At 62.7% G+C, this 12802-nt stretch carries 11 protein-coding genes; 7 read left to right on the forward strand and 4 right to left on the reverse strand.

What is annotated here, in order from left to right; genetic code table 11:
- Nucleotides 1-234: 234 nt before the first annotated feature.
- The 3 genes from CLU91_RS02330 to CLU91_RS02340 all read left to right on the forward strand — a co-directional run bounded on the left by CLU91_RS02330 (nt 235) and on the right by CLU91_RS02340 (nt 6078).
- The gene (locus tag CLU91_RS02330) at nt 235-3282 is read left to right on the forward strand and encodes a TonB-dependent receptor (RefSeq protein ID WP_100872815.1); all 3048 of its coding nucleotides are present in this window, start codon (nt 235-237) and stop codon (nt 3280-3282) included.
- A 66-nt stretch (nt 3283-3348) separates the two neighbouring features.
- The gene (locus tag CLU91_RS02335; protein WP_198521218.1) at nt 3349-4740 is read left to right on the forward strand and encodes a Gfo/Idh/MocA family protein; all 1392 of its coding nucleotides are present in this window, start codon (nt 3349-3351) and stop codon (nt 4738-4740) included.
- Between the two features lie 63 nt (nt 4741-4803).
- Nucleotides 4804-6078 (forward strand): DUF3472 domain-containing protein, encoded by a 1275-nt coding sequence (locus CLU91_RS02340; RefSeq protein WP_232730593.1) that lies wholly within the window; start codon nt 4804-4806, stop codon nt 6076-6078.
- A 10-nt stretch (nt 6079-6088) separates the two neighbouring features.
- Here CLU91_RS02340 and CLU91_RS02345 read toward each other — a convergent pair whose 3' ends face one another.
- Nucleotides 6089-6601: a hypothetical protein gene (locus tag CLU91_RS02345; protein ID WP_100872816.1), complete on the reverse strand. Its 513-nt coding sequence runs from the start codon at nt 6599-6601 to the stop codon at nt 6089-6091.
- Between the two features lie 428 nt (nt 6602-7029).
- On the opposite strand from CLU91_RS02345, the gene CLU91_RS02355 reads away from it, so the two are divergent.
- Nucleotides 7030-7671, forward strand: coding sequence for a hypothetical protein (locus CLU91_RS02355; RefSeq protein WP_157814548.1), 642 nt, complete (start codon nt 7030-7032; stop codon nt 7669-7671).
- A gap of 66 nt (nt 7672-7737) precedes the next feature.
- Here the strand turns inward: CLU91_RS02355 and CLU91_RS02360 are convergent, their stop codons facing one another.
- Together CLU91_RS02360 and CLU91_RS02365 are read right to left on the reverse strand one after the other, a co-directional pair.
- A complete protein-coding gene (locus CLU91_RS02360) occupies nt 7738-8115 on the reverse strand; it encodes a SirB2 family protein (RefSeq protein ID WP_100872819.1) in 378 nt (125 codons plus the stop codon).
- Between the two features lie 84 nt (nt 8116-8199).
- The gene (locus tag CLU91_RS02365; protein ID WP_100872820.1) at nt 8200-8646 is read right to left on the reverse strand and encodes a GNAT family N-acetyltransferase; all 447 of its coding nucleotides are present in this window, start codon (nt 8644-8646) and stop codon (nt 8200-8202) included.
- Between the two features lie 282 nt (nt 8647-8928).
- On the opposite strand from CLU91_RS02365, the gene CLU91_RS02370 reads away from it, so the two are divergent.
- The 3 genes from CLU91_RS02370 to CLU91_RS02380 all read left to right on the forward strand — a co-directional run bounded on the left by CLU91_RS02370 (nt 8929) and on the right by CLU91_RS02380 (nt 12324).
- Nucleotides 8929-10173, forward strand: coding sequence for an MFS transporter (locus tag CLU91_RS02370; protein ID WP_100872821.1), 1245 nt, complete (start codon nt 8929-8931; stop codon nt 10171-10173).
- A gap of 8 nt (nt 10174-10181) precedes the next feature.
- Complete coding sequence (locus CLU91_RS02375; RefSeq protein ID WP_100876543.1) at nt 10182-11567, forward strand: NarK family nitrate/nitrite MFS transporter; 1386 nt, start codon at nt 10182-10184, stop codon at nt 11565-11567.
- A gap of 61 nt (nt 11568-11628) precedes the next feature.
- Entirely contained in the window at nt 11629-12324 is a 696-nt protein-coding gene (locus CLU91_RS02380; protein ID WP_100872822.1) for a carbonic anhydrase, read from the forward strand.
- Here CLU91_RS02380 and CLU91_RS02385 read toward each other — a convergent pair.
- Nucleotides 12310-12681, reverse strand: a complete 372-nt coding sequence (locus CLU91_RS02385) for a ribonucleotide reductase subunit alpha (protein ID WP_100872823.1) — start codon at nt 12679-12681, stop codon at nt 12310-12312. The genes CLU91_RS02380 and CLU91_RS02385 overlap by 15 nt on opposite strands.
- Nucleotides 12682-12802: the final 121 nt, after the last annotated feature.

Genomic DNA, 12802 nt, shown 5'->3' on the forward strand with positions numbered 1-12802 from the left:
ATTTACCCGTTTCAGCGATAAATTCGCGTTATAACTTTCTTTTTGTTGACGATACTTATTTTTCTTTTTAAAGTAATCGCAGGAAAACGAAAATCAGCCGATACGGACTGATTTCCCGAAAGGTGCGGCAGTCTGGCGCTACCTTCCGATGACCACCATAAAAATGGCGTCCCCCCGGCTCCGCCCTGGAGCGGGGAGGGCGCGCATAACCCTCGATATAGACGGAGACACAGCATGCATACCACCCGACTCAAATTGCGCGACATCAGCCGCGCCGCCGCGATCGTGATCGCCCTGGCGGCAGGCGTGCCAGGCCAGGCCTGGGCACAGTCGAATGCCACCAGTACCATTTTCGGCGAAGTGAGCGCACCGGCCGGCGCCACCGTGGTGCTGGAAAACCTGGCGACGGGCGTGCGGCGTACCCTGACGCCCGATACGTCGGGCCGCTATGTGGCCAATTCCATGCCGCCAGGGCGCTATGCGGTGCGCGTGCTGCGTGCCGGCTCGGTGGAAGCGTCGCAGGAAGTCGAAGCCCTGATCGGCGCCGGTGCGGAAGCGAACTTCGGTCCGGCCAGCGCGGCCGGTGCCGTGGGCCAGGAGCAAACCGTCGTGGTGAAAGCGTCGCGCAACACGATCGACGTGTCGAACACGAACAATGGCGTGATCTTCATGGCCAAGGAATTGAAAGCGCTGCCGGTCGGGAACGACGTCGCTTCCATCGTGCAGCTGACGCCGGGCGTGGCCCGTGGCACCAACAGCGTGTATGGCAATGCGCCATCGATCGGCGGCTCGGGCCAGTCGGAAAACGCCTTCTACGTCAACGGTTTCCCCATCACGAACATCCTCACCCAGGTGGGCGCGTCGGAACTGCCGTTTGGCGCGATCTCGAACCTGCAGGTGCTGTCGGGCGGCTACGGCTCGGAGTTTGGCCGTTCCACGGGCGGCGTGATCAACATCACGACCAAGAGCGGCGGCAACAAGGTCGAATTCGGCGGCAAGGTTTCCATCATCCCCCGTTCGCTGAAGGGGACTACGGAAAACCGGTACTACCCGAACACGGGCGCCAATCCGGGCACGGATGGCACCTTGAAGTACTGGAACCGCGATAACGGCAGCACCAGCAAGGTCGTCGGCTTGTATGGCAGCGGGCCGCTGATCGAGAACAAGCTGTTCGCCTTCGTGGCGCTGGAACAGACGCGCACGGACGGCGGCGCCGTCGCCGGTGCGCGCGACGACATGGTGAACAAGGTGTTGCCGAACGGCTGGCGCGAAAGCAAGAGCAAGGTTGACCGCATGATGGCCAAGTTGGACTACAACCTGACGGACGACCATCACTTCGAATACACCAAGTTGTATGACCGCACGACTACGGATAGCCAGAGCTATGGCTTCGACTATGCCACCTTGAAACGCAACAACGTGCCTGGAGGCGGCAGCGAGACCACTATCAACTGCTGCGGCTCGTCGGCCGCGCCGGGCGCGAATGTCGATATCTTCAAGTATACGGGCTACCTGACGGACAAGCTGACGGTGACGGCCATGATGGGGCAGTCGCGCACTTCGCACCGCCGTACCCCGGAAGGCTACAATCCGCTGCTGGCGCAAACGTCGTCGAATGAATCGACCCAGGTGCCTGGCCTGACGTACACCAATCCGCAAACGGTGACCGGTACTCTGGTCGACCCGTCGTCGGCAGACCGCCAGAAGGCCAAGCGCCTGGACCTGGAATACAAGCTGGGCAAGCATTCGCTGCGCGGCGGCATCGACCGCATCGACGTGGAATCGCAAGTGGGCCTGAGCCTGGCCGGCGGCTACCGCTGGAGGTACGAGAAGGTCAAGGATCCGACGCTCTTGATCAACGGCGCCTTTGAGACGCCGGCCCAGGGCAACGGCTATGGCAAGGATGGCTATTACGTCAGCAAGGAATTGAACGCCAACCTGGCGCGTCCGACCAGCGTGCAATCGGCGCAGTACATCCAGGATCACTATCAGGTCACGGAGTGGGTACTGCTGGACCTGGGCCTGCGCCGCGAGCAGTTCACCAACTACAGCACCGATGGCGTGGCCTTCATTTCTCAGCGCAACATGATCGCCCCGCGCGTGGGCGCTACCTGGGATTACCTGGGCGACGGCACCCTGAAATTCTTCGCCAACGGCGGCCGCTACCACCTGCCGGTGCCATCGAATTTGTCGAGCAACATGGCCAGCCCCTTCCTGGCCACCAGCGAGATGTTCACCTACACGGGCGTCGATCCCGTGACGGGCGCGCCGACGGGCCTGCATGCGATCAGCAAGCCGTATTCGGCCAACAACGCGTATGGCCAGAGCCGCGATGCGCGCGAAGTGACGGCCGTTGGCCTGAAACCGCTGTCGCAGGATGAATTCTCGCTGGGCTTCGAACGCGCCCTGAGCAAGAAGCTGGTGGTGGGCGCCAGCGTCCTGTACCGCAAGCTGAACGACACCAACGACGATACCTGCGACGCGCGTCCGCTGCAAGCCTGGGCCACGCGCAACGGCGTCGATACGGCTAACTGGAGCGGCTTCCAGTGTGCCATCATCAACCCGGGCCGCGACAACAGCCTGATGGTGGACTTTGACGATGGCAAGGGCCTGCGCCGCGTGGATATATCGGCGGCAGAGTGGGGCAACCCGCTGCCATCGCGCACCTACCGCGCCTTGAACATGTTCGTCGAGCACCCGTACACGAACGGCTGGTACGGCAAGCTGACCTACACCTTGTCCGGCCTGAAGGGCAATATGGAAGGCCAGACGGACAGCATCGGCGGCGGCGACGTGGGCTTGACGGTCAGCGACGACCACAAGGAGCTGATGTACAACGCGTATGGCTATCTGCCGGGCGACCACCGCCACGCTTTCAAGGCCTACGGCTTCATGCAGCTCATCCCGGACGTGATGGTGGGCGCCAACCTGTCGCTGATCTCGGGCGCGCCGCGCAACTGCATCGGCGCGCTGCCCGATAACCTGAAGTTCGAGGGCAATTACGGCGATTCCTACTTCTATTGCAACGGCAAGCCGGCGCCGCGCGGCAGCCAGGGCCGCCTGCCGTGGCAAGCCCAGCTGGACATGAATGTGGCCTATACTCCCAGCGCCGTCAAAGGCCTGAGCCTGAAAGTGGACGTGTTCAACGTCTTCAACAGCCAGACCGTCACCCGCTATACCGAAACGCGCGAAGACCATGGCGCCATCTCCCGCAATTACCTGCAGGTCGATGGCCGCACGGCGCCGCGTTCCGTGCGCTTCACGGCTGAATACACCTATTAAACTGCAACCGGCCTGCCGTGCGGCGGGCCGGTGACGATTCTTACCAACGGAAGCGAGAAGAGACCAATGACGACACAAATCAATCGACGCAATTTCCTGTCCGCCAGCGCCGCGCTGGCCGGTGGCGCCATGGCCGGCAGCGCCTTGCTGCCCGGCGACGCCAGCGCCGCACCGGCCGCCGGCCGCGACAAGGTTCGCCTGGGCCTGATCGGCACGGGCATGCGCGGCCAGGTGCTGCTGGCCGAACTGGTGCGCCGCGACGACGTGGAAGTGGTCGCCCTGTGCGATATCGAACCGATCATGCTGAAACACGCGCTGGGCCAGGTGGCCAAGGCCGGCAAGCCGCGTCCGCGCACGTATGGCGAAGACCGCGACGAGAAATCCTACAAGCGCATGCTGGACGCGGGCGGCCTCGATGGCGTGATCATCGCCACGCCGTGGGAATTCCACGCGCCGATGGCGATCGCTGCGATGCAGGCGAAGATCGCAGTCGGTTGCGAAGTGGTGGCCGGCATCACGCTGCAAGACCACTGGGATGTGCTCAATACCCAGCTGAAGACGGGCACGCCCTACATGTTGCTGGAAAATGTATGCTACCGCCGCGACGTGATGGCTGCGCTGCAGATGGTGCGCGCGGGCCTGTTCGGCGAACTGCTGCACCTGCAGGGCGGCTACCAGCACGACCTGCGCGCCGTCAAATTCAACAGCGGCAATCCGGCCAAGCCGTATGGCGGCGGCGTGGAATTCGGCGAGAAGGGCTGGTCGGAAGCCCATTGGCGCACGCAGCACTCGGTCGAGCGCAATGGCGAACTGTATCCAAGCCACGGCATCGGCCCCTGCGCCATGTACACCAACATCAACCGCGGCAACCGTTTTACGCGCATCAACGCCTTCGCCACCAAGGCGCGCGGCTTGCACGACTACATCGTCAAGCAGCCGGGCGGCGCGCAGCATGCGAACGCCAAGGTGAAATTCAAACTGGGCGACGTGGTCACCACCACGCTGGCGTGCGAGAACGGCGAAACCATCATCCTGCAGCACGATACGAGCCTGCCGCGCCCTTATTCGCTGGGCTTCCGCGTGCAAGGCACGGATGGCCTGTGGATGGACTTGAACAATTCGATTCACATCGAAGGCGTCAGCAAGCCGCATCAGTGGGACGACTTCAAGGTCTACCAGGACAAGTATGAGCATCCGGTCTGGCGCAAGTACGCGGCGCAAGCGGAAGGCGCGGGCCACGGCGGCATGGACTTCTTCGTCATCCACGCCTTTGTCGAAGCCCTGAAGGCCAACGCGCCGATGCCGATCGATATCTACGACGCCGTGACGTGGAGCGCCATCACGCCGCTGTCCGAGCAATCGATCGCGGCCAACTTCCAGACCCTGGACTTCCCCGACTTCACGGGCGGGCAGTGGAAATCGCGCAAGCCGATCTTCGCCCTCGACGGCAAGTACTAAGGCTTGACGACCCGCTACCGCGCCTGCCGCCGTAGCGGGTTTTTTCCATCCCAGGAGACGTTGATGAAACACACAAATTCATTGCTCTGCGCAGTCCTTGCCGCCATGCCTTTACTGGTCACCTGCGTGGCCGCCTGCGTGGCCGCGCCCGTGGCGCGCGCGACGCCCGCCACTGTGGAACTGGCCGGCAACGCCTTCATCACCAGCGGGCAGGAGGGCGCCGTCATCGGCGAGCATGGCCTGTCCGGCTGGAGCAATCCGGCTGCCGTCGCCAGCACGTATTTCCGCGTGGCCGAAGCGGGTCCCGTCCAGGTGGCGCTCGACGCCAGCCTGGCCGATGGCGGCAACAGCACCATCCGCGTGACGATCAACGGCGCGCTGTTCGACGTCAGGCTGGCCGGCAAGGCCCGCAAAACCTACGCCGTGGGCACGGTGAACGTGCCGGCGGCCGGTTATGTGAAGGTGGACTTGCAGGGAATCTCGCGCGCCAAGGCCACGTTTGGCGACGTCACGGCGCTGAAGGTGACGGCAGGTGCCACGCTGAACTATGCCAACGATCCCGCCAATTACTACTGGTCGCGACGGGGGCCGTCCGTGCACATGGGCTATACGGTGCCGGCCAATACCGAGTATTTTTATAACGAGATGACGATACCCGTCGGCCAGGACGCCATCGGTTCCTACTTCATGGCCAACGGCTTCGGCCAGGGCTACATGGGCATCCAGGTGAAGTCACCCGCCGAGCGCTGGATATTGTTTTCCGTGTGGGACGCCGACAATGGCGCCAAGACCACTCTGGTCAGCAAGGGCGCCGGCGTCATCGACAATGCGTTTGGCGGCGAGGGCACGGGCGGGCAGACCTATCTGTCGTATGACTGGGCGGCCGGCACCACGTACCGCTTCATCACGCGCGCGCGGCCCGACGGCAAGGGCGGCAGCGATTATTCGGCCTGGTTCTTCGCGCCGGAGACGGGCAAGTGGCGCTACATCGCCACCTGGAAGCGGCCGGCGATTTCCACGTATCTGACGCGCGTGCATTCCTTCCTCGAGAACTTCATCGATACGCGGGGCTATACGCAGCGCCGCGTCCAGTTCGGCAACCAGTGGGCCAGGAACGTTTCCGGTACATGGTCCGAAGTGACTGCGGGAAGGTTCACCGGCGACGCCACGGCCACCAATGCGCAGCGCATGGATTACGCGGGCGGCCTGGAAAACGGCAAGTTCTTCCTGCATAACGGCGGCTTTTTTGCCGGGTACGTGAAAACCGGCCAGAACTTCACGCGCCCGGCCACGGGCCAGGCGCCCGCCGTCGACGTGGCGGCCTTGCCGATGCAATAGGCGCGGGGTCTCAGAACGGCCGCTTGCCCACCATCGCCTCGATGCCGCGATAGTAGGTGAGCGGCTGGCGTATCGTCACGCCCATCAACGCCGCCGCCTGGATGATGTCGTTTGTATCGCGCCGGTACACGACCAGCGCATCCATTTCATCGGTGCCGTTATCGTCGATCTGGATCAGCTCATAGCCGCCTTCGTCCACGGCGCGCTGCGCCAGTTCCGTGTCCAGCCACTCGAAATAGGGCAGCGCGCTACCGCCGCTGTCCTCGAGCATTTCGTAGGGGAAGTCGGGGAATTCCTCGAACATGTCCTGTATCTGTTCGTGCAGTTCATCGAGCTTGTCGCTCGACGCCATATAGCCGGCCAGCTGCAGGAGGATCGCCACCGTGTAGGCCTGCGCATCGCTGTCGATCCACTCGTCGCGCGGAGCGGACGGCGCATCGCTGATGGCGGTGACGGCTTCGTCGAGTTCCTCGCCTTCCAGTTCACCACAGGTCAGCTTGGTCAGCAGTTCAGATAGCAGCATGTTTGCCTTTCAGAAGTGGATGCGGGGCCAGGATGGCCAGCTCGTGCATGATGTTGTTAATACTATCATCGCCGTGCAGCTTGCCGCGCTCTGCAGAAATCGTACTGTGTTCTTCACCTGTTTCGAGCCCATCCCGGTAGATGAATACCTCGCCGGGTGGCGCCCCTCAGAAGGGGGGGGGGGGGCGGCGTTGCTCGCCACGCGTCCTCCTCACGCCTTGTCCGCGCTCCTGATGAACTGCCAGCAGAAGACGCTCCCTACTGGGATAGGCTCTTGTCAACTAGACATTTTCCTGCCAAGCGGATACACTAAAAAATTCCCGTGTGGAAATATTTGTTGATGCCCAGGCAGGCACAGGTGCGCTTGTCGCCCTTGGCCCTTTGCCCGTTACTTGTTACCCATTTTCTTCATTTCATCCAGGATCATCCATGTTTGTCCGAACCACCATGCTGCGCGCGCTGGCGTGCGCCGTCTTGCTGCCTGCGCTGTTGTCCGGCTGTATCACCGGCCACAATAGCGCGCCTGCGTTTACCTATACGACCCCCGACCCGGCCAAGGGCGTAGTCGTCGGCACCGTGTTCGAGCGCGCCGTCTTCGAGGCGCATGGCGCCAGCTTCGCCATTGTCAGCAGCGACCTTGCTGGCAACAGGGACAACGATCTGTGGTTATCCAGCCATGCTCCCGCCGGCCAGGTTTCCTTGCGGAATGTCGCGCCCAAAGTGCCTACGGGCAAGGGCAGTACGTTTGCGCTGCAGCTGACGCCGGGACGCTACCGCATCCTCATCTGGCTGCTTGACTATGGAAGCAGGTCCAAGTACTCCGAATCGTCGCCGAAGCCGATCGAGTTTGACGTCGTCGCTGGCAAGGTCATCTACCTGGGACGTCTGGATGCCAACCGTTTCCTGGAAGTGGCTTCGATACACGACAATTTCGAGGAAGATATCGTCTACCTGAAGAAAAATCCCTTGCTGGCCAATGCCAGCATCGAGAACAAGGCGCTTGAGGTGCGTGAATGGTGGCTAAAGGACGCCACTGGCAAGAAACTTCTGGAAAGAAACAGCGCCAAATAAGCACGTGCAGGGTGCGCTCGGCACTTTGTACTGCCGGTGCGACCCTGCGCTACATTTTTTGCTGCATCAGAGCGGCCAGGCCTGTTTGGTGACGGCGACGGCGATGATGTAGGCGAAGACCAGCACGGCGAGCGCGAAGGCGGCGCCGCGCACGGCCGGCGTCTTGCCCCGTTTCAGGGCGATGGTGCCCAGCACGATGTAGGCCAGCAGCGCGCACAGCTTGGCGGCCAGCCAGGGCTGGCTACCGGGCGACTGGCCGCTCCACACGGCCAGGGTGATGGCGCTGGCCAGCAGGGCCGTGTCGACCAGGTGCGGCAGGATTTTTACCCAGCGCTGCTGCAGCAGCGGCGAGGCGCGCAGCATCCAGGCGCCGCGCAACAGGAACAGACAGCCGCTGGCAGCGGCGCAAGCCATGTGGAAATGCTTGAGGCTCAGGTAATCCATGCGGTGACTTTACAGGCGTTGACAATGGCGCCAGCATAGCCGCCTTTGGCGCGACGCGCCATACGCCGTCGGGATGATGTGTTCCTAACGCAGGAATTTGACGTACACGAGTTCCGGATCGCCCTCGTCGAGATGCTCGATCCGGCCGCTGCGCACGAAACCCGCGCTGGCGAACAGCTGTTGCGCGGCGCCGTTGGACTGGTTCGTCGACGTGAACAGTTTCTCTGTCCGGCATGCGGCTGCGGCGGCGGCCAGCAGGCGCAATCCCACGCCGCAGCGCTGATGCGCGGCCGAGACCATGACCAGCGAGACAAAGCCGTGACCGAAGAAGTCGTCGTGCATGAGCACATAGCCGGCCACCTGGCCAGCGCGGATGGCCAGCTGGCAGTGCCCCTTGCCGACGGCGGCGCGCACGGCCTCGCCCCGGCTGGCGTGCGCCTGCGCATACGCATCGCAGGCCAGCATGGCTGCCACATCATCAGCCTGGGCCAAGCGGGTAACGATGGGGTCTGTTGCGTGAATGTTCTGCATGCCGCTCCTTTTCTCCAGGCGCCGAGTGTGCCAAAAATGCGGCCGTTTGTAAAACACCCGCCATCCAGGCTAGGTCAATACCTCTTCATCTAGTCACTTTTGCCGATACGGCTATCCAGATTGCCTTTCCAGAATCACCCTGTGGCCGATAGTGCCTTTCCCCTCTGCCACGTAAGCTGGTCGGGACGGCTGGCCAGACGGCCAGTGCATTCATGGAGAAACATCGTGGCTACCCTAGATGGCACTAAGAACAACAGTAGTAACAAGGCAGTCGAACCCGGCATGCGGCGCAAGCAGGCGTCCGTGCTGATCAGCAGTACCTTCGCCTTCACCATCTGCTTTGCAGTCTGGATGATGTTTGCCGTGCTCGGCATCCCCATCAAGACCAGCCTGGGCTTGACTGAAACGCAATTCGGCCTGCTGGCCGCCATGCCCGTGCTGACGGGCTCTCTCGTGCGCGTGCCGCTGGGCATCTGGACGGACAAATACGGCGGACGCCGCGTCTTCTTTTGGCTGATGCTGGCCAGCGTGGTGCCGATCTACCTGATTTCCTACGCCACCGCCTACTGGCACTTCCTCGTGCTGGGCATGTTCGTGGGCCTGGCGGGCGGCTCGTTCTCCGTCGGCACGCCGTATGTGGCGCGCTGGTATGAAAAGGAGCGCCGCGGCCTGGCGATGGGCATCTTCGGCGCCGGCAACTCCGGTTCCGCGCTGACCAAGTTCGTCGCGCCGGGCATCGTCGCCGCCTTCGGCTGGCAGATGCTGCCCAAGGTGTATGCGGTGGCCATGCTGGCCACGGCCATCATCTTCTGGCTGTTTTCGTACACGGACAAATCGCACCTGGCGCCATCGGGCGAAAGTTTTTCGGCGCAGATGAAGGTGCTGAAGGACCCGCGCGTGTGGCGCTACTGCCAGTACTACTCGGTGGTGTTTGGCGGCTATGTGGCGCTGGCGCTGTGGATGACGAAGTATTACGTGGCCGAATACGGTTTTGATTTGAAGCACGCGGCGCTGCTGGCTGCCTGCTTCTCGCTGCCGGGCGGCGTGCTGCGCGCGTTTGGCGGCTGGATCTCCGACAAATACGGCGCGGCGAAAGTCACCTGGGCCGTGATGTGGGTGTGCTGGGTGTGCTTCTTCCTGCTGTCGTATCCGCAAACCCAGATGGTCGTGGAAACCGTCACGGGGCCGCTGGCCTTCCACATCGGCCTGTCGCCGCTGTGGTTCACCGTGCTGCTGTTCATCGTCGGCATCGCCATGGCCGTAGGCAAGGCGTCCGTCTTCAAGTTCATCGGCGATGATTTTTCCGACAATATCGGCGCCGTCTCGGGCGTGGTGGGCCTGGCCGGCGGCCTCGGCGGCTTCATCCTGCCCGTGATGTTCGGCGCCCTGGTGGATTTCACGGGCGTGCGTTCGAGCTCCTTCATGCTCTTGTACGGCACCGTCTGCGTCTCCCTCGTCTGGATGTATTTCTCGTTCAAGCCGCTGCGTGCGGCACCAACCACTCAACCTGCAGGAGTTACGCTGTGAGCAAATCAATCAGCCGCTATATGATCAATACCTGGGAGCCGGAAAGCCCCAGCTTCTGGCAAAACACGGGCAAGTCCACGGCCGCGCGCAATCTGTGGATTTCGATTCCCGCGCTGCTGCTGGCGTTCGCCGTGTGGATGGTGTGGAGCGTGGTGGTGGTCAACCTGCCCAACATCGGTTTCACCTACAGTAACAACCAGCTGTTCTGGCTGACGGCCTTGCCGGGCCTGTCCGGCGCCACCTTGCGCATCTTTTATTCGTTCATGGTGCCGATTTTCGGCGGGCGCCGCTGGACGGCCATTTCCACGGGCTCGCTGCTGATTCCCGCCATCGGCATCGGCCTGGCCGTGCAGGACGTGAACACGGGCTATCCGACCATGCTGATCCTGGCCCTGCTGTGCGGCTTCGGTGGCGGCAATTTCGCCTCGTCGATGGCCAACATCAGCTTTTTCTACCCGAAGGCAAGCAAGGGTTTCGCGCTGGGCATGAATGCGGGCCTGGGCAACCTGGGCGTGTCGGTGGTGCAGTTCGTCGTGCCGCTGGTGATCACGTTTGCCGTCTTCGGTGCCTGGGGCGGCGATTCGCTTACCTGGGTGAAAAATGGCGTGAGCAAGGACATGTGGCTGCAAAACGCGGGCTTCATCTGGGTGCCGTTCATCGCGCTGTCGACGTTGCTGGCCTGGTTCGGCATGAATGACCTGGCCTCGGCGAAAGCTTCTTTTTCCGAGCAGGCCGTGATCTTCAAGCGCAAGCACAACTGGCTCATGTGCTGGCTGTACACGGGCACCTTCGGCTCCTTCATCGGTTATTCGGCCGCGTTTCCGCTGCTGATCAAGATCCAGTTCCCCGACGTCAATCCGCTCGATTACGCCTTCCTGGGCCCCCTGGTCGGTGCGCTGTCGCGCGTGGCCGGCGGCGTGATTTCCGATAAACTGGGCGGCGCCCGCGTCACCCTGTGGTCTTTCCTGCTGATGATTGCCGCCGTGCTGGGCGTGCTGTACTTCATGCCGCAAGGCGGCGTTGGCGGTAGCTTCAGCGGCTTCTTCTGGATGTTCATGCTGCTGTTCGCCGGCACGGGCATCGGCAATGCATCGACCTTCCGCATGATCCCCGTGATCTTTTTGACGGAGCACCAGCGCGCTGCCGCCGGCAAGGGCAAGGCGGTGCAGGAGCAAGCCATCGTTGACGCCAACAAGGAAGGCGCGGCCGTCCTGGGATTCACGTCGGCCGTGGCCGCGTATGGCGCCTTCTTCATCCCGAAAAGCTATGGCACCTCGATTGCGCTGACGGGCAGCCCCGACGCGGCCCTGTGGTGTTTCATCGGCTTTTATGTCAGCTGCATCGCGATCACCTGGTGGTGCTATGCGCGCAAGAACGCGGCGATGCCTTGCTAGTTAGCGTCAGAACGCCGGGCAAGTCCTGCTTGCCCGGCGTTGAACACAGTAAGAGGTAGTCATGGAAGAACTGGAAAAATTCGTCAACGGCTTCAGCCTGTTTCAGCAGCAGTATTTCAGCGAGCCGCAGACCTTGTACGACAGCCTGCGCGACGGGCAACGGCCCACGACCTTGCTGATCGGCTGCTGCGATTCGAGGGTCGACCCCATGCTGCTGACGGGCAGCGACCCGGGTGACATGTTCGTCGTGCGCAATATCGCCAACCTGGTGCCGCCGTGTACCCCGGACGCGCCGCCTGGCGTCAGCTCGGCCATCGAGTTTGCCGTCTGCAAGCTCGAAGTGGCCAGGGTCATCGTGCTGGGCCATGCGCGCTGCGGCGGCATCCGCGCGCTGCTGGAACCGCAGCCGCGCGCGGAAGGGCAGGAAACGGACTTCGTGGGACAGTGGATGCGCATCGCCGAACCGGTGGCGCAGCGCGTGCGGCGCGAGCTGGCGCACCGCTCATCGGAAGAACAGCACCATGCGTGCGAGCTGGCCAGCATATTGCAGTCGCTCGACAACCTGCTCACCTACCCATGGCTGAAGCGCCGGGTGGAGCAGGGGGTGTTGAAATTGCATGGATGGTATTTCGATATCGACAGCGGCGCGCTGATGGCGTATTCGGCGCGCCAGCAGCAGTTTTTGCCGCTGGTCTGCCCAATTGAAAGGGCGCGCCATTTGCATGAGCGCCCTTGGCCGGACTCAGCTAAAACGTAACAAATCCCCGCTGCGGTCAAACGCCAGCAGGCCGTCGATGCGGCCTTGCTCGATGGCCGTCACCATGGCGCGCAGGGGCGCTTCGCATTCCTGCGCGGCGGGCGGCTGGCCGCCCTGGCCCGCCAGTCCCCCCACGAAGACCACGTCCCAGTGCGTCTGCATCTGTTTCGACTCCTCCATCAATGTCTCGAAGCTGCCCAGTTCATCGGGCAGCTTGTCGGCGCACATCACGGGCGTGAGGGACTTGCCCTGGCCGCCAGGCTGTGCCTGTGCCTGGGTAAAGGTGAACAGCAGGCGTTGCGGCTGTTCCTGGTCGCGGGCGCTGCGCAGCAGGCTGGCGTAATCGGTAATCGACATGGTGCTCTTTCTCTGTATTGAACGGTGACGACAGGTATACCGCAGCACGGTCGCGGCGCCCATAGGCAATAGTGACTATCCGGGTGACTACGCGCCTATGCATTCCTGGTGCCGGAAACCG

This window comes from Janthinobacterium sp. 64 (assembly GCF_002813325.1).
GTDB lineage: Bacteria > Pseudomonadota > Gammaproteobacteria > Burkholderiales > Burkholderiaceae_D > Janthinobacterium.